This is a genomic window from Streptomyces sp. NPDC033177, assembly GCF_055577715.1.
On the sequence record NZ_JBVIPS010000013.1, the window covers coordinates 133,039 to 149,773 of the forward strand.

The 16,735-nt window shown below is 69.2% G+C and carries 14 protein-coding genes; 5 read left to right on the forward strand and 9 right to left on the reverse strand.

The window, feature by feature from the left end:
• Positions 1-47: 47 nt before the first annotated feature.
• Positions 48-692, reverse strand: a complete 645-nt coding sequence (locus ACZ5U5_RS37075) for a YceI family protein (protein ID WP_469030814.1) — start codon at positions 690-692, stop codon at positions 48-50.
• 344 nt (positions 693-1,036) lie between these two features.
• On the opposite strand from ACZ5U5_RS37075, the gene ACZ5U5_RS37080 reads away from it, so the two are divergent.
• Positions 1,037-2,629, forward strand: a complete 1,593-nt coding sequence (locus tag ACZ5U5_RS37080) for an acyl-CoA carboxylase subunit beta (protein ID WP_469030815.1) — start codon at positions 1,037-1,039, stop codon at positions 2,627-2,629.
• 44 nt (positions 2,630-2,673) lie between these two features.
• Positions 2,674-2,871, forward strand: a complete 198-nt coding sequence (locus ACZ5U5_RS37085; RefSeq protein ID WP_249587538.1) for an acyl-CoA carboxylase subunit epsilon — start codon at positions 2,674-2,676, stop codon at positions 2,869-2,871.
• A 159-nt stretch (positions 2,872-3,030) separates the two neighbouring features.
• Here the strand turns inward: ACZ5U5_RS37085 and ACZ5U5_RS37090 are convergent, their stop codons facing one another.
• The 8 genes from ACZ5U5_RS37090 to ACZ5U5_RS37125 form a co-directional block, all read right to left on the reverse strand.
• Positions 3,031-3,615, reverse strand: coding sequence for a GTP-binding protein (locus tag ACZ5U5_RS37090; protein ID WP_190084708.1), 585 nt, complete (start codon positions 3,613-3,615; stop codon positions 3,031-3,033).
• Positions 3,596-4,189 (reverse strand): DUF742 domain-containing protein, encoded by a 594-nt coding sequence (locus ACZ5U5_RS37095; RefSeq protein ID WP_469030817.1) that lies wholly within the window; start codon positions 4,187-4,189, stop codon positions 3,596-3,598. The genes ACZ5U5_RS37090 and ACZ5U5_RS37095 overlap by 20 nt, the downstream gene beginning before the upstream one ends.
• Positions 4,190-4,282: 93 nt before the next feature.
• Complete coding sequence (locus tag ACZ5U5_RS37100) at positions 4,283-4,696, reverse strand: roadblock/LC7 domain-containing protein (RefSeq protein ID WP_135330751.1); 414 nt, start codon at positions 4,694-4,696, stop codon at positions 4,283-4,285.
• 10 nt (positions 4,697-4,706) lie between these two features.
• Positions 4,707-7,919: a sensor histidine kinase gene (locus tag ACZ5U5_RS37105; protein WP_469030818.1), complete on the reverse strand. Its 3,213-nt coding sequence runs from the start codon at positions 7,917-7,919 to the stop codon at positions 4,707-4,709.
• Positions 7,920-8,259: 340 nt separating this feature from the next.
• Positions 8,260-8,841: an ATP/GTP-binding protein gene (locus ACZ5U5_RS37110; protein ID WP_160507410.1), complete on the reverse strand. Its 582-nt coding sequence runs from the start codon at positions 8,839-8,841 to the stop codon at positions 8,260-8,262.
• Positions 8,822-9,226 (reverse strand): DUF742 domain-containing protein, encoded by a 405-nt coding sequence (locus tag ACZ5U5_RS37115; protein ID WP_363212493.1) that lies wholly within the window; start codon positions 9,224-9,226, stop codon positions 8,822-8,824. The genes ACZ5U5_RS37110 and ACZ5U5_RS37115 overlap by 20 nt, the downstream gene beginning before the upstream one ends.
• A gap of 119 nt (positions 9,227-9,345) precedes the next feature.
• Positions 9,346-9,765: a roadblock/LC7 domain-containing protein gene (locus ACZ5U5_RS37120; protein WP_098244998.1), complete on the reverse strand. Its 420-nt coding sequence runs from the start codon at positions 9,763-9,765 to the stop codon at positions 9,346-9,348.
• Positions 9,766-13,566 carry a sensor histidine kinase gene (locus tag ACZ5U5_RS37125; RefSeq protein WP_469030820.1) on the reverse strand — a complete coding sequence of 1,267 codons (3,801 nt, stop codon included), beginning with the start codon at positions 13,564-13,566 and terminating at the stop codon, positions 9,766-9,768.
• A gap of 575 nt (positions 13,567-14,141) precedes the next feature.
• Here ACZ5U5_RS37125 and ACZ5U5_RS37130 point away from each other — a divergent pair.
• The 3 genes from ACZ5U5_RS37130 to gltX all read left to right on the forward strand — a co-directional run bounded on the left by ACZ5U5_RS37130 (position 14,142) and on the right by gltX (position 16,735).
• Positions 14,142-14,342: a hypothetical protein gene (locus tag ACZ5U5_RS37130; RefSeq protein ID WP_469031025.1), complete on the forward strand. Its 201-nt coding sequence runs from the start codon at positions 14,142-14,144 to the stop codon at positions 14,340-14,342.
• A gap of 130 nt (positions 14,343-14,472) precedes the next feature.
• The gene (locus tag ACZ5U5_RS37135; protein ID WP_469030822.1) at positions 14,473-15,261 is read left to right on the forward strand and encodes a fumarylacetoacetate hydrolase family protein; all 789 of its coding nucleotides are present in this window, start codon (positions 14,473-14,475) and stop codon (positions 15,259-15,261) included.
• The gene (gene gltX, locus ACZ5U5_RS37140) at positions 15,254-16,735 is read left to right on the forward strand and encodes a glutamate--tRNA ligase (RefSeq protein ID WP_469030823.1); all 1,482 of its coding nucleotides are present in this window, start codon (positions 15,254-15,256) and stop codon (positions 16,733-16,735) included. The genes ACZ5U5_RS37135 and gltX overlap by 8 nt, the downstream gene beginning before the upstream one ends.

Sequence of the window (16,735 nt, forward strand, 5' to 3'; positions counted from 1 at the left end):
CGAAGCGGCGGCCCAGAATCCGCCCAAGGCTCAGGAGCCAGCAAAAATCAGGAGCCAGAACGAATCGCCGAAATGTCAAAGCTCAGCTTGATCTTGTCGGAGACCAGCACCCCGCCCGTCTCCAGCGCCGCGTTCCACGTCAGGCCCCAGTCCGAGCGCAGGATCTCCGCCTTGCCCTCGAAGCCGACCCGCTCGTTCCCAAAGGGGTCCGTGGCCGAGCCGTTGAACTCCAGGTCGATGGCGAGCTGCTTCGTGGTGCCGAGAATCGTCAGGTCACCGGTGATGCGGTAGTCGTCGCCGCCCAGCGCCTCCGCCTTCGTGGAGCGGAAGGTCATCTCGGGGAACTCGTCCGTCTTGAAGAAGTCCGCGCTCTTCAGGTGACCGTCACGGTCCGCGCTGCCGGTGTCGATGCTCTCCATCTGTACGTCGATGGAGGCCGTCGACTGGCCGGGGTCCGTTCCGTCCAGGTGCAGCGTGCCTGCGACGTCGGTGAAGGAACCCTTGACGTTCGTGACCATGGCGTGGCGGGCGACGAAGCCGATGGACGTGTGCGAGGGGTCGATCGCGTAGTCGCCGGTCAAGGCGGCCAGCTCCGGGTTGACCGGGGCGACGGCCGTGGCGGTGGCCGTGCCCGTGGCGGAGGAGGTGGCGGACGAGGTGGCGGTTTCGTTCTTGCGGCCGAAGAGACCCATGACTGCTCCTTGGGGACGAGCTACGAGCGGGAGGCCCGAGCTGCGAGCTACGGGGGATGTATCTGTTGAATGTTCAACGAGATTGACTCTAACGCGATTCAGTTCAACATTCAACCTATAGCTTTACGTGCTGAAGCGGTCACGCAAAGCAGTAACCCCCCCACCTGACCTGTGAGCTGTCTCTCACGCAGCCCTTTGTGGAATCCCTACAGCCCCCGACGGCTCTGAGCAGTCACTTCGCGCGCCCGGCGAAGGGGTTCTGTTCGGGGGTGCCAGGAAAACGGGCCGGAGACTGTGCAGAGTCGACGGTCCGTTTCTCTAGGTGCACTTCGTAAGGTCACTACATGACCGTTTTGGACGACACCGCTTCTCCCGAAGGCGAGCCCACTGACGCACGCGGCCGTGTGGCCGAGCTGCACGCGATCCGTGCCGAGGCGCTGCGCGGGCCTAGTGAGAAGGCGACGAAGGCCCAGCATGCGAAGGGCAAGCTGACCGCACGTGAGCGGATCGAGCTGCTTGTGGACGCGGGGTCGTTCCAGGAGGTCGAGCAGTTGCGCCGGCACCGGGCGACCGGTTTCGGCCTGGAGGCGAAGAAGCCGTACACCGACGGTGTCATCACCGGCTGGGGCACGGTCGAGGGCCGGACGGTCTTCGTGTACGCCCACGACTTCCGCATCTTCGGCGGGGCGCTCGGGGAGGCCCACGCGACGAAGATCCACAAGATCATGGACATGGCCATCGCGGCCGGTGCCCCGCTGGTCTCCTTGAACGACGGCGCCGGTGCTCGTATCCAGGAGGGCGTCTCCGCGCTTGCTGGCTATGGCGGCATCTTCCAGCGCAACACCAAGGCGTCGGGGGTGATCCCGCAGATCAGCGTGATGCTGGGACCGTGTGCCGGGGGAGCGGCCTACAGCCCCGCCCTGACCGACTTCGTGTTCATGGTGCGTGAGACCTCGCAGATGTTCATCACCGGACCGGACGTGGTGCGTGCGGTGACGGGCGAGGAGATCACGCAGAACGGCCTGGGCGGCGCGGATGTGCACGCCGAGACGTCGGGGGTGTGCCACTTCGCGTACGACGACGAGGAGACCTGCCTCGCCGAGGTCCGCTACCTCATCGCGATGCTCCCCTCGAACAACCGCGAGAACCCGCCCACCCACGACTCGGACGACCCGGCGGACCGCCGCTCGGACGTCCTTTTGGACCTGGTGCCCGCGGACGGCAACCGTCCGTACGACATGGCCAAGGTCATCGAGGAGCTCGTCGACGACGGCGACTTCCTGGAGGTCCACGAGCGCTGGGCGCGCAACATCATCTGCGCCCTGGCCCGCCTGGACGGCAAGGTGGTGGGCATCGTCGCCAACCAGCCGCAGTCCCTGGCCGGTGTCCTGGACATCGAGGCCTCCGAGAAGGCGGCCCGCTTCGTCCAGATGTGCGACGCCTTCAACATCCCGATCGTGACCCTCCTGGACGTCCCGGGCTTCCTGCCAGGCGTCGACCAGGAACACGGCGGGATCATCCGGCACGGCGCGAAGCTCCTGTACGCGTACTGCAACGCCACCGTGCCGCGCATCTCGCTGATCCTGCGCAAGGCGTACGGCGGCGCCTACATCGTCATGGACTCCCAGTCCATCGGCGCCGACCTGACCTACGCCTGGCCCACCAACGAGATCGCGGTGATGGGCGCCGAAGGCGCCGCCAACGTCATCTTCCGCCGGCAGATCGCGGCCGCCGAGGACCCCGAGGCCATGCGGCAGAAGATGGTCAAGGAGTACAAGGCCGAACTGATGCATCCCTACTACGCCGCCGAGCGCGGCCTGGTCGACGACGTCATCGACCCCGCCGCCACCCGCGAGGTGCTCATCAGCTCCCTCGCGATGCTCCGCAACAAGCACGCAGACCTGCCGTCACGCAAGCACGGCAACCCCCCGCAGTAACAACGCAGTAATTCCTGCAGTAGCCCACAAGGAGAACGCTGCACATGACTACTCCCGACATCCGCGTCGAGAAGGGCCACGCCGAGCCCGAGGAGGTCGCCGCCATCACGGCGATCCTGCTGGCCCGTAGCGCCGCCGCCACCGCGCAGGCCCCCGCGCCCCGCCGAGGCCGCGACAAGGCAGGCTGGCGCCGCCTGGAGCGCTCGCCCGGCTTCCGCGCCCCGCACAGCTGGCAGGGCTGAGCCCCAGCCGCCTGACGCACACCTCGAAGGCCCCGGTACTCCAAGGAGTACCGGGGCCTTCGCGCTTCCGGGGGGCCTTCGTGGTTCCGGACGCGGATGCACGACGGGCCCCGCACCCACCTGAGGGTGCGAGGCCCGTCCACGTACAGGCAAGAACCGCTAGCGCAGCCGCGCCATCAGCGCGTGCTCCACGAGCGTGATCAGGCCACTCTTGGCGTCCGCACGGTGACGGGCGTCCGTCGTGATGATGGGAGTGTCCGGGCCGATCTGCAGCGCCTCGCGCACCTCGTCCGGCGTGTACGGCTGGTGGCCGTCGAAGCCGTTGAGGGCGATGACGAAGGGCAGCCCGGAGTTCTCGAAGTAGTCGACGGCGGGGAAGCAGTCGGCGAGCCTCCTCGTGTCGACCAGGACCACCGCGCCGATGGCGCCGCGTACGAGGTCGTCCCACATGAACCAGAAGCGGTCCTGTCCGGGTGTACCGAAGAGGTACAGGATCAGGTCCTGGTCCAGGGTGATGCGGCCGAAGTCCATGGCGACGGTCGTCGTCGTCTTGTCTCCGGTGTGGGTGAGGTCGTCGATGCCCGCGGAGGCGGACGTCATGACGGCCTCGGTGCGCAGCGGGTTGATCTCAGAGACCGCCCCGACGAACGTGGTCTTGCCCACGCCGAAGCCGCCCGCCACCACGATCTTCGCGGAGGTGGTGGAGCGAGCTGTTGCTCCGCCGCTAGAGCTTGCGAAGTCCACTGAGCACCCTTTCGAGCAGTGTCACGTCTGGCTGGCCGCCGGCGGACTCGTCGCCGCCAGGCTGATGGATGGCGACAAGTCCGGCCTCCGCCAGGTCGGCTACGAGGATTCGGGCGACGCCGAGAGGAATGGTGAGGAGTGCCGAGATCTCAGCGACTGACTTGATCTCGCGGCACAGATTGCAGATCCGCTGATGCTCGGGCAACTGGCCCTGCAACTGGTGCGGTTGGGCGGTGGTGTGCACCAGCGCCTCGATGGCGAGCTGGTACCGGGGCCTGGTGCGGCCGCCCGTCATGGCGTACGGGCGCACCAGGGGGTTGCTCGCAGCGGGCGCCGACTCGGGCGCGCGTCGCTGTGGTTGCACTGGCTGGATCCTGGGGGTGTGAGGCTGCTCGTACGGGCTCTGGCGGGGGCCCGGCTGCTGCGGTTGCTGGTAGGGCCTGCGGTGCTGGCTGGGTGCGGAGGGGAAGTTGTAACGGTTGGGCGTCCCGTCGTGCGGTCCCTGCCCCTGGCCGTGACCAGGCGACCAGTTGGCCGATGACGAACCGTCCGGGGGTGTTCCTGAGCCTGCCACGTACTCCTCCTCCGACTGTGCCGGGCACCATCATTCTGGAGCCGCGTCCCGAAACCTTACGGCCACGGGACGCGAAAACGCACCGTACGTCTACTAGTTGAGAAGGCTCCCCTGCAGCTCCGCACGCAGGTCGGGCGTGAGGACGGTGCCTGCACGGTCGACAAGAAGTGCCATCTCGTACCCAATGAGACCGATGTCCGCATCCGGGTGGGCGAGGACGGCCAGCGAGGAGCCGTCAGAGATGGACATGAGGAAGAGAAATCCTCGCTCCATCTCCACAACGGTCTGGGTCACGGAACCGCCCTCGAAGATCCGGGAGGCCCCGGCGGTGAGGGAGGTCAGACCGGATGCGACGGCCGCGAGCTGGTCGGCCCGGTCGCGGGGGAAGCCTTCGGACATCGCCAGAAGGAGTCCGTCGGCGGAGACCACCACCGTGTGGGACACCCCAGGGGTGTTGTCCACGAAGTTGGTGATCAACCAGTTCAGGTTCTGCGCCGCCTGGCTCATCGGGCTCACACTAACGCTCCTGGTTGTAGGTGCTGTCAGGGCCGAGGCCCTGGCCATTCGTGGTGTCACTGCCTGCGCTGCGTCCCCGCTGGACGCCGCGGCGCAGGTTGCTCAGCCGACCCCGAACGTCCTCGGGGTCGCGGGAGACCTGAGGGCCGCCCTGTGGGGTCTGTTCCGCCGTGCCCTCGACCAGATTGGCCTTGGGCACCCGCTTCGGGAGACCGGACGGGGTGACCCCACCCGCCTTGGGCTCCTTCAGCGACTCGGCGCGCAGCCAGCGGTCGTCGTTGGACGACGAACGCCAGTTGCTCTCGCCGTTGCCGACATTGTTCCCGAAGGCGTCGCCGGAGGTGTTCCCGAACGCGTCGCCCATCGGGACCGATGCGCTGTCGTTGCCCGTCGCACCGGTGGATCCGCGGCGCGGGAGGCCCGCGGCGGTGGTGTCGTGGACCGCGGACGGGACCGGCCCGGGACGCTCGAAGCCTACGCGCTCGGCGCCGTTCGCGGGAGCCGCCGGACCGGATTCCGGTTCCGGAGCGTACTCGGCCTGATACGCGCCCGAGTTGTTGTCGTATCCGTCGCTCGACGGCCAGTCGTCCTGGTGAGAGCGGTCGGGGTAGGCCGCGAACGGCTCGGAGACGGCACCCGTACGAGCGGCGTGGTCGTCGTGACCGGCCTCCGTATAGGGGGCGTCCTGGTAGCCGTCGCGCGCCGGGTAGTACGCGTCGTCGTACGCCGGCTGCGCGGCTTGACCCTGGTTGTACTCGTCGTACACCGGAGCCTGCTGGTCGTACGCGGGCTCGTAACCACCCTGCTGCTCGAAGCCCTGCTGCTGCGGGGACATCTCGTCGCGGAAGAGCGGACGGCCGTCACCGGACTGCGCCTGCGCCTCCAGGGCGGCACGCCGCTCCTCGCGCATCAGCGAACGGCCGACGGGGTCGAGGTCCGCGGGCTCGACGGCGTCGCCGTTGTAACGGCTGTCGTCGAAGCCCAGTTCGGCCGCCGTGCGCATCGGCTGGTGGTTGAACGCGGGCTGCTCCGGGGCCTGCTGCTCCGGCATGATCGAGGAGACCGTGAACTCGGACTCGGGCAGCTGGTTCTCGCCGCCACCACCGTGCGTGATCGCGTCGGGGAGCATGACGAGCGAGGTCGTACCGGCCTGCTCGCCCGAGGGGCGCAGCTGGACGCGGATGCTGTGCCGGTCCGAGAGGCGGCCGACCACGAACAGACCCATGCGCTGCGAGATCGCGGCGTCCACCGTCGGCGGGTTGGCCAGCTTGTGGTTGATGTCCGCGAAGTCCTCGGCGGTGAGGCCGATTCCCTTGTCGTGGATCTCGACCATGATGCGGCCGTCGGGAAGACGGGTCGCGGTGACGCGGACCTTGGTCTGCGGCGAGGAGAACGTGGTGGCGTTCTCCAGGAGCTCGGCGAGCAGGTGCACGAGGTCGGTCACGGCGAGGCCGTGGATCTCGGCCTCCGGGACACCCGAGAGCTCGATGCGCTCGTACTGCTCCACCTCGGAGGAGGCGGCGCGCAGGACGTCGACCAGCGGGACCGGCTGGTCCCAGCGGCGGCCCGGCTCCTCGCCGGAGAGGACCAGGAGGTTCTCGCCGTTGCGTCGCATACGGGTCGCCAGGTGGTCCAGGCGGAAGAGGCTCTCCAGCTGGTCCGGGTCGGCCTCGTTGTTCTCCAGGTCGGTGATGAGGGTCAGCTGGCCCTCGATCAGGGACTGGTTGCGGCGCGAGAGGTTGGTGAAGATCGCGTTGATGTTGCCTCGCAGCAGGGCCTGCTCGGCGGCGAGCCGGACGGCCTCGCGGTGCACCTGGTCGAAGGCACGGGCGACCTCGCCGATCTCGTCCGTGGAGGAGATCGGGATGGGCTGCACGCGGGTGTCGACGCGTCCCGGGTCGGTGCGCGAGAGCTGGTCGACCAGCATCGGCAGACGCTGCTCGGCGATACCGAAGGCGGCCGTACGCAGCTGGCGCATCGCCTTGGACATCTGGCGGGCCATCATCCCGGCCAGGATGAAGGCGGCGAGCAGCGCGACCACGACGATCGCGCCGGTGATGTAAGCGTTGCGCTGGGCGTCGGATGCGATGTCGGCGGCCTCGGCCACGGCCTTGTCGGCGAGGTCCGACTCGATGGTGCGGTACGCGTCGAACTTGGCGGACGTCGTGGCCCACCAGGCTTCCTTGGTGACGCCCTTGCCGGCGAGGGTGACCCGGGCGCTGGGCTGCGTGCTCTCCAGCGTCGCGATGGCCGAGACCATGTCCTCGGCGGACGGCGGCGGGACGAACGTCTTGCCCTGGGCCTTCGCGGCGGCGGCGGCTTCCTTGGCCTTCTTCTCGCCGTCGGCCTTCAGCTTCTTCTTCGCGGCCTCGAGCTTGGCGACGTCCTGCGGAGTGCCACCGCCCGTGTACTCCTCGATGGCGATGCCCTCGAGGTAGGCGTACGAGGACAGTGCCACCTTCTGCTTGCCGAAGCTGCTCGCGGTGGGGCCCGGCTTGACCAGCAGGTGCATGCCGATGGAGCGCTCGAGGGAGAGTGCGGCCTTGGTCAGCGAGATGGCGTAGACGGTCCGGCCGTAGCTGGTGATGTTTCCGGTGCCCAGACCGAGCTCGTTGGCGAACTCCATCAGGGGGTGCTGGATGCCGACGTAGGCCTCTTCGGTCTGCGCGCCGGGGAGCTTGGAGGTGTACGCGGCCTGGCGCAGGGACTGGAGGCCCGGCTCCACCTTGTGGAAGCCGTCGAGGCGGCGCTTGAGGCCTTCCTTCTGCGGCATGTTCTCGGCGGCGGCGTCGAACTCGTCGGCGGCCTGGTCGGTGGCCTTTCGGGCCTTCACGACGGCCGGGGCGTTCTTCTCGCCGCGCAGCAGTGGGGCGGCGGAGATGTCGCGCTCTTCGATGAGGCGGTTGCCGTAGTTCAGCGACGCCTGCACGAGGCGCGCCGTGTTCTCGGCGTCCTGGGCCTCGCTCCAGGTGTCGATCGAGCCCTTGACCTGGAAGCCGCCCATGACGAGGCCGACGAGCACGGGTATGAGGAGGATCGCGTTCAGGCGGGTCGGCACGCGCCAGTTGCGCGGGGACATTCTGCCCCCGGAGGGCGCCGGCGGTTCCATGCCCTGCACATCGGCGGGGGACGCCGCTGTGCGCGGCGGCGGGGTGAAGTTGCCCCGCGTGTCCCGCGTCTGCGGCGGTGCGGGGCTCGTCTTGCTTCGCCTCACTCGACCAACAACCTCTCGGCGGCGGGACCTACACCGGTCCCGCTGTCGTCTCCAAGGCCCGTGCTACTGGGCAGTTCAGCGCATTCCAGCACGTCAGGGGGTCCTCTACCAAACAGTGGGAAGGGGAAGTTCCGAGTGGTGTAAGCCTCAGATAAAACGGTCAAAAAGAGCGAGCCCCGCCAAAAGGCGGGGCTCTTGTGCGCACAGCGACACCGAATGACCGCGACGCGTGGCGGCGCCCGGCGAATTCTCTGTCGAAACGTTATGAACAGAGCGGGCATCCGTGTCAAATGACACAGACCACTCTGTGGAATCTACGGCAACTGCCGTATGCCCTCGTCTACTTGAGTCGGGCCATAAGTGCGTGCTCGACCAGTGTGATCAGGCCACTCTTTGCGTCCGCACGGTGTCGGGCGTCCGTGGTGATGATCGGGGTGTTGGGACCGATCTGGAGGGCTTCGCGCACTTCATCGGGGGTGTACGGCTGGTGGCCGTCGAAGCCGTTGAGGGCGATGACGAAGGGCAGCCCGGAGTTCTCGAAGTAGTCGACGGCCGGAAAGCAGTCGGCGAGACGGCGGGTGTCGACGAGCACGACGGCGCCGATGGCGCCGCGTACGAGGTCGTCCCACATGAACCAGAAGCGGTCCTGTCCGGGCGTACCGAAGAGGTACAGGATCAGGTCCTGGTCCAGGGTGATGCGGCCGAAGTCCATGGCGACGGTCGTCGTCGTCTTGTCTCCGGTGTGGGTGAGGTCGTCGATGCCCGCGGAGGCGGACGTCATGACGGCCTCGGTGCGCAGCGGGTTGATCTCAGAGACCGCCCCGACGAACGTGGTCTTGCCCACGCCGAAGCCGCCCGCCACCACGATCTTCGCGCTGGTGGTGGAGCGGCCTCCGCCGCTGCTAGAGCTTGCGAAGTCCACTGAGCACCCTTTCGAGCAGTGTCACGTCTGGCTGGCCGCCGGCGTTCTCGTCGCCGCCGGGCTGGTGAATGGCGACGAGCCCGGCCTCGGCCAGGTCGGCCACGAGGATCCTGGCCACGCCGAGCGGCATGGAGAGCAGCGCCGAAACCTCGGCCACCGACTTGACCTCGCGGCACAGGTGGCAGATGCGCTGGTGCTCCGGGAGCAGCCCCATCAGCTGCGCCGGGTCGGCCGTCGTGCTCACCAGCGCCTCTATCGCGAGCTGGTAGCGGGGCCTGGTCCGGCCGCCGGTCATCGCGTAAGGGCGCACCAGCGGCTGGTCGCCTTCATAGCCGTACGACGCCTGAGAGCCGTACGGTTCGTGAGAGGCGTTGGGCGGGGTCATGGATCCTCCGGGCGGGACAGCAGGTGGTCTGCGTGCCGTCTGATAGAGCCGGTGGGGGGCACCAGGTTGGCCGGACGGTGGTCAGTACGTTCGGTCGGTGGGGCGGCCGATGAAGAGAGCTAGTGCAGCAGGCTGCCCTGCAGTTCGGCGCGGAGATCCGGGGTCAGGACGGCGCCCGCGCGGTCCACGAGGAGCGCCATCTCGTAGCCGACGAGGCCGATGTCGCACTCGGGGTGAGCGAGCACGGCGAGGGACGAGCCGTCGCTGACCGACATGAGGAAGAGGAACCCCCGCTCCATCTCCACCACGGTCTGGGTGACGGCGCCGCCCTCGAAGATCCGCGAGGCCCCGGCGGTGAGGGAGGTCAGCCCCGACGCGACCGCGGCCAGCTGGTCGGCGCGGTCACGCGGGAAGCCCTCGGACATCGCCAGAAGCAGGCCGTCGGCGGAGACCACGACGGTGTGGGACACCCCGGGGGTGTTGTCCACGAAGTTCGTGATCAACCAGTTCAGATTCTGTGCCGCCTGGCTCGGACTCAACTAACGCTCCTGCTGGTGAGTGGGGAAGCTGCCGGTCTGGCCGGTACCGGCCTGGCGACCCTGCTGGATGCCCCGACGGAGATTCGTCAGCCGGCCGCGCACGTCGTCGGGCGCACGCGAGACCTGCGGACCTGTGCTGTCCTGCTGCTGCTGAGCGGTGCCTGCGACGAGGTTGGCTCGCGGGACGCGGCGCGGCAGGCCGGATGTGGTGACGCCACCGGCGGACGGCTGCCGGACGCGCTCGGCCTGGCGGCCCAGCTCGTCGTTGGGCGAGGTGCGCCAGGAGGCGGCACTGCCGTTCGTGACGGGGCTGCCGTTCCCGCCACCGGTTCCGTTGGCCGTCGACGGGGCGGGCGTTCCGGTCGGGCGCTGGGGCGCGGCCGGGTGCTGCGGCTGCTGGGCCTGCGGCCTCGACGGAAGGGGCGACGAGGACGACGGCTGCTGCCGCTGCGGACGCTGGGGCTGCTGCTGCCCTTGCTGCTGCTCGGGGGCGCCGCCCTGGGGCTGCTGCCCTTGCTGCTGCTGCTGTTGCTGCTGGAACCAGTTGGTCTCCAGCGTGTCGAACAGCGGGGTACGGCCGTCACCGGGACCGGCGGGCGGCAGCTCGTCCGGCTGCGAGGGCCGCACGGGCTGCTGAGGCTGCTGGGGCTGCGGCGGAACCGGCGGAATGCCGAGCTGACCGCCCTGGCCCTGCGCACCCTGGCCCTGGCCGGGGTTCTGCCCGCGCCGGGGCGCCCCGCCGTTGTAGCCGGGAGCGCTGGTGCCGGGACGCTGGAACTGGTTCGTGTTCGGCTGGTTCGTGCCCGAGGACGAGTCCTGGCCACCGAAGACGTCCGGGCGGACGAACTGCCCGGTGCCCTGCTGGCCCTGCCCCTGCTGGCCCGCGTTCTGCGGCGAACCCGTGCCGGGCGGCGGCCCGTCGAAGTCCGGCCGCGCGAACTCGGCGGTCGAACCGGGGCCTTGTGCGGCGCCGGCCGAAGGGTGCGGGAACTGTCCCGTGGACTCCGGCTCCTCGTGCCCGCGCGGGGTGTCGAACGGCTCGCGCGATATCTGCGGCTGCGCGTTCTCGTCGCTCCAACTGGGCACGCGCGGCTGCGGGTTGCCGCCAGGAAGCTCGGCACGCGGACCACCGCGCGGCGGCAGCTGCGGCCGACGCCCCTGGTCCCCGGAGTCGTTCGCGGAGGGGTTCACGGGACCGGAGGGGTTCCCGGGCTGTCCGGCCGGGTTCACCGGGTTCGTACGCTGCTGGGGAACCGGCGGCTGCGGCGCGGCGGACTGACCGCGGCCACCACCCTGCCCGCCCCCGAAGAGGCTGCCACCGGACGAGCCCGGCGCGCCGGCGCCCTGTCCGGGCGGCCCCTGGCGCGGAGGCTGCTGACCGGACGGAGAGCCCGCCGGAGCGGACGGCGAACCGTTGCGCGGCCCGGGTCCCGCGTCACGCGAGGGCAGCGCGGCACGCGGCCCCGCACCCGTGACCTGACCACGGGGCGGACCGGCACCGAGCCTGCCCTGGGACCCCGCGGGACCTGCCGAGCCGGGCGCACCGTTACCGCCGCCCACACCGCGACGCGCTGCCGCGGCACCCGCGGACGCCTGCGCGGCGACAGGGCCACCGCCCTGGCCGGGGCCGGGCGCACCGGGCTTGTTCGGCGCCTTCTTGCCGCCCTGGGCGACATCGATGGGCAGCATGACGAGCGCGGTCGTGCCGCCCGAGTCCGAGGGACGGAGCTGGATGCGGATGCCGTGGCGCTGCGACAGACGGCCGACCACGAACAGACCCATGCGGCGCGAGACCGAGACGTCCACGGTGGGCGGCGACGCGAGCCGCTCGTTGATCGCGGCGAGGTCCTCGGGCGACAGGCCGATGCCGGTGTCGTGGATCTCGATGAGCACACGGCCGTCGGGCAGCGCGTGACCGGTGACCTTGACCTTGGTCTGCGGCGAGGAGAACGACGTCGCGTTCTCCAGGAGCTCGGCGAGCAGGTGCACGAGGTCGTTGACCACGCGCCCGGCGACCTCGGTCGTCGGGACCGCGGAGAGCTCGATGCGCTCGTACTGCTCCACCTCGGACGCGGCGGCACGCAGGACGTCGACGAGCGGGACGGGCCGGGTCCAGCGACGGCCGGGCTCTTCACCGGCGAGAACGAGGAGGTTCTCGCCGTTACGGCGCATGCGGGTCGCGAGGTGGTCGAGCTTGAAGAGCGAGGACAGCTGGTCCGGGTCGGCCTCGCGCGACTCCAGCTCGGAGATGAGCGAGAGCTGGCGCTGGATGAGGCCCTGCGAACGGCGCGAGAGGTTGGTGAACATCGCGTTGACGTTGCCTCGCAGCAACGCCTGCTCGGCGGCGAGGCGGACGGCCTCGCGGTGCACGTCGTCGAAGGCCGCGGCCACCTGGCCGATCTCGTCCCGGGAGTGCACACCGACGGACTCGACCGAGGTGTCGACGTCCTGCGGGTCGGCCTCGGAGAGCTGCTTGACGAGCTCGGGCAGCCGGTCCTGGGCGACCTTGGTCGCGGTGTCCTGCAGGCGCCGCAGCGAGCGGATCATGGACCGGGCCACGACGAAGGCGCCGACGAGCGAGACACCGAGGACGAGCAGGATCAGCGCACCGTTGAGGATGGCCGCCTGCTCGGACTCGTTGCGCAGCTCGCGGGCCTTCTGCTCCATCTCGTTGAGCAGCGTGAGCTCGATCTTGGACATCGCGTCGATCTTGGTGGTGTCGGCGTCCACCCAGTCCTTGTACGACCGCTTGTCCTGGAGCTTGATGCCGCCCTCCTGCTCAAGCACACGCTTGGCGTAGGAGTCGGCCTCCTTGACGGAGGAGTTGCCGCCGTCGATGGGCTTGGTCAGCTCGTCCGGGTTGCCCGCGTAGATGCCCTTGAAGGCATCCAGCTTGGAGTTCTCCTTGTCGAGGGCGGAGAAGCCGTAGCGACGGTCGGTCTCGGAGATCTTGCCGAACGTGCTGTCGCTCGCGGGGAGCGAGGCGGCGATCACGGCGCGCTGGACCGAGGCGTACTCCTTGGCGGAGGAGAAGGCCGTCAGGGCGCGGGTGCGCTGGATCATGTCCGGGTTGCTGGTCGCCTGCGCCATGTCCGAGGACAGCGAGAGCAGCTGCTCGATGAGCTGGCTGTACGAGTCCACGGTCTGCGAGGTGGCCCCCGCGTCCTTGTAGGCGTCCTTGCGGACCTTGTTGATCTCCTGGAGCTGCTGGGTGATCTCGACGGTGTTCGCGCGGACGCCGAGGAGACCCTTGTCGCCGTCGGTGTCGTCGAGGTCCTGCGTCTCCTGCAGGAAGCGGTTGTAGGCGCGGTCGGTCTTCTGGCGGGCGCCCTTGACCACGTAGTCCGAGGACTTCGCGCCGTGCGCGAGGGGGCCTGCCGAGCGGTCGCGCTCCTCCTGGAGCGCGGAGGCCAGCTCGGTGGCGCGCTTGGTCATGTCGGTCAGCAGCTTCATGTTGTTGAGCTGCTGGATCTCGTCCATGGACTCGTTGATGCGGAGCGCACCGAGGGAGGTCGCGGTGATCACGGGGAGCGCGAGCAGCGAGACCAGTCGGGTGGAGATGCGCCAGTTGCGCAGGGCTATTCGCGAGCCGGGCCCGGTGGGCGACTTCACGGTGCCCGTCGTACCGCCCGATGACGGGGTGGCCGAGGGCAGGCTCCCGCCACCGGCTCCGCGGCCGGTCTCGCCGGCCGGTACCTGCCCGGGGTTCTGGGCGTGCTGGGCCGAGGAGCCGCGGTCGGTCCCGCCGCGCTCCGGCTCTGCCGCAGCGCTGCTGCCATCCCTCTTGAAACGTCCCTGCACTAGCGTCGCAACCTCTGGACCAGGCGTCCCTCCGCGCAAACGGCGGGACGGTGTCGGCGTCGTGGGGCGCAGAACGCCCCATGGTGGTCGTGAGTGACCGGCGCTGGCTCCCCTTTCCCGCCGCCACTCGGCGCTGCGTTGCGCCCCTGCGCGCCGGTTCGATCCCGCGGCGGTCCCGGGAATTCCAGCACAGTGCAGGATCTCCAACAAGGCCCGTGTGCCGCGCCGTGACCTCCGTGACTGGGCGTGAGTGGCGCGTCACGAGACGTAGAAAGTGATCTGGGGCAAAACGGCCCATTGGGCCCAGCAAAGCTCTGGCCGATGGGTGTCCCAGTGTTCATGATCGGGAGCGGAATGATGGGTTCAGTGGCGCAATGTCCGATTCCAACAAGCCCTTCACGGGCCTGAATTGACCCTTTTGCCCGCTACCTCGTGAGCAAACTCACATGAAGATCAAGGCCTCATCCGGGCTTTGGGCGGGAATTGGATGTTTAGCCTGACGCTTTACAGGGATGGCGAATCCGACAACCCGCGTCCACCACACGACGCCTCAACTGACAGGGCACGAACAGCAGATGAAGACCGTCAAGTCCGCGATGTTCCGCAACATAGCCAACCCGCGCCGCACCACCCTCGCCCACCTCACGGACGCGCAGGAGGTCGCCCCGGCCGCCGAGCAGCCGGACCACGCGACGGAACTCCCGGCGGTGACGGCCAACCCCCGCCGCACTGTCTTGATGGACGCCCCCGAGACTTTCAGCCCGTCCGGCGTCTGAGGACGAGCCCGCGCGGCGGCGACAGGCGGCGGTAACGCCGCAGGGTCACTCGGGGCAGGTCGCAAGCTGGCCGCAGGCCCCCGCGTTAGCCTGGGGTGTCAGTCTCCCCCTCCAGCAAAGGGCACCGCTCTTGCGCATCGCCAGGTTCTCCATCGACGGCAACGTCGCCTTCGGCGCGGTCGAGGGCGAAAGTCCCCCCGGAACGACGGATGGGCTCGTCCTCGACATCATCAAGGGCATCCCGTTCGCGGACTTCGAGCTCTCCGGCACGAAGGTCCCGCTGAGCAAGGTCAGGCTGCTGCCTCCGGTGCTCCCCAACAAGGTCGTGGGCATCGGCCGCAACTACGCGGACCACGCCAAGGAACTCGGCAACGAGGTTCCCGACGTCCCGGTCGCCTTCTTCAAGCCGTCCACCTCGGTGATCGGCCCCGGCGACGCCATCGCGTACCCCTCCTTCTCGCAGGAGGTGCACTACGAGGCCGAGCTCGCCGTGGTCATCGGCCGCATGTGCCGCGAGGTCCCGCGCGAGCGCGCCCGTGACGTCATCCTCGGCTACACCTGCGCCAACGACGTCACCGCGCGTGACGTGCAACAGCGCGAGAAGCAGTGGGCCAGGGCCAAGGGCTTCGACAGCTCCTGCCCGCTCGGCCCCTGGGTGGAGACCGACCTCGACCCCTCCGACCTCACCATCCAGTGCACGGTCAACGGCGAACAGCGCCAGCTGGGGCGTACGACCGACATGGTCCGCTCCATCGAGGACCTGATCGTGCACATCTCCGAGGCCATGACGCTGCTCCCCGGCGACGTCATCCTCACGGGCACCCCGGCAGGCGTCGGGCCGCTCAACGTCGGCGACGAGGTCGCCGTCACCATCGAAGGCATCGGCACTCTCACCAACAGGGTGATCAAGCGTGGTTAACGCGACCCCCGTACGCGTACGGTTCTGTCCCTCGCCGACCGGCAACCCCCACGTGGGCCTGGTCCGCACCGCTCTCTTCAACTGGGCCTACGCCCGGCACAACGAGGGCTCCCTGGTCTTCCGCATCGAGGACACCGACGCGGCCCGCGACTCCGAGGAGTCGTACGAGCAGCTCCTGGAAGCGATGCGCTGGCTGGGCTTCGACTGGGACGAGGGCCCCGAGGTCGGCGGCCCGCACGCGCCGTACCGCCAGTCGCAGCGCATGGACATCTACCAGGACGTCGCCGCCAAGCTCCTGGACGCAGGACGCGCGTACTACTGCTACTGCTCCACGGAGGAGCTGGACGCCCGCCGCGACGCCGCCCGCGCCGCCGGCAAGCCGTCCGGTTACGACGGCCACTGCCGCGACCTGACCGCCGAGCAGCGCGCCGCGTACGAGACGGAGGGCCGCAAGCCCATCGTCCGCTTCCGCATGCCCGACGAGGCGATCACGTTCACGGACCTGGTCCGCGGCGAGATCACCGTCCAGCCGGAGAACGTCCCGGACTACGGCATCGTCCGCGCCAACGGAGCACCGCTCTACACCCTGGTGAACCCGGTCGACGACGCCCTGATGGAGATCACCCACGTCCTGCGCGGCGAGGACCTGCTCTCCTCCACCCCGCGCCAGATCGCCCTCTACAAGGCGCTCGCGGACCTGGGCATCGCCAAGGAGACCCCGGCCTTCGGCCACCTCCCGTACGTCATGGGCGAGGGCAACAAGAAGCTCTCCAAGCGTGACCCGCAGGCGTCCCTGAACCTCTACCGCGAGCGCGGCTTCCTCCCCGAGGGCCTCCTCAACTACCTGTCCCTCCTGGGCTGGTCGTTCTCCGCGGACCAGGACGTCTTCTCGATCCCCGACATGGTCGCCAAGTTCGACCTCGCGGACGTGAACGCCAACCCGGCCCGCTTCGACCTGAAGAAGGCCGAGGCGATCAACGCCGACCACATCCGCATGCTGGACGTGAAGGTGTTCGCGGCGGCCTGCGAGCCGTGGCTGAAGGCCCCGCACGCCAACTGGGCGCCCGAGGACTTCGATCAGGCCGCCTGGGAGGCCATCGCCCCCCACGCCCAGACCCGCATCAAGGTCCTCTCCGAGATCACGGAGAACGTGGACTTCCTCTTCCTCGACGCGCCCGTCGACGACGAGGCGTCCTGGACGAAGGCCATGGGCAAGGGCGACCCCGCCGCCCTCCTGACGACGGCCCGCGCCAAGCTGGCCGACGCCGACTGGACGGACCCGGAGTCCCTCAAGAACGCGGTCCTGGCCGCCGGTGAGGAGCACGGCCTGAAGCTCGGCAAGGCCCAGGCCCCGGTCCGCGTCGCCGTCACCGGCCGCACGGTCGGCCTGCCCCTCTTCGAGTCCCTGGAGATCCTGGGCAAGGAGAAGTCGCTGACCCGCATCGACGCGGCCCTGGCGAAGCTGGCCGCGTAG

Bases quoted from the DNA above. Each gene is read 5' to 3' on its own strand.
- ACZ5U5_RS37075 (WP_469030814.1), bottom strand. From the start codon at position 692: ATGGGTCTCTTCGGCCGCAAGAACGAAACCGCCACCTCGTCCGCCACC.
- ACZ5U5_RS37100 (WP_135330751.1), bottom strand. From the start codon at position 4,696: ATGAGCCAGGCGGCGCAGAACCTGAACTGGTTGATCACCAACTTCGTG.
- ACZ5U5_RS37115 (WP_363212493.1), bottom strand. From the start codon at position 9,226: ATGACCCCGCCCAACGCCTCTCACGAACCGTACGGCTCTCAGGCGTCG.
- ACZ5U5_RS37080 (WP_469030815.1), top strand. From the start codon at position 1,037: ATGACCGTTTTGGACGACACCGCTTCTCCCGAAGGCGAGCCCACTGAC.
- ACZ5U5_RS37130 (WP_469031025.1), top strand. From the start codon at position 14,142: ATGAAGACCGTCAAGTCCGCGATGTTCCGCAACATAGCCAACCCGCGC.
- ACZ5U5_RS37085 (WP_249587538.1), top strand. From the start codon at position 2,674: ATGACTACTCCCGACATCCGCGTCGAGAAGGGCCACGCCGAGCCCGAG.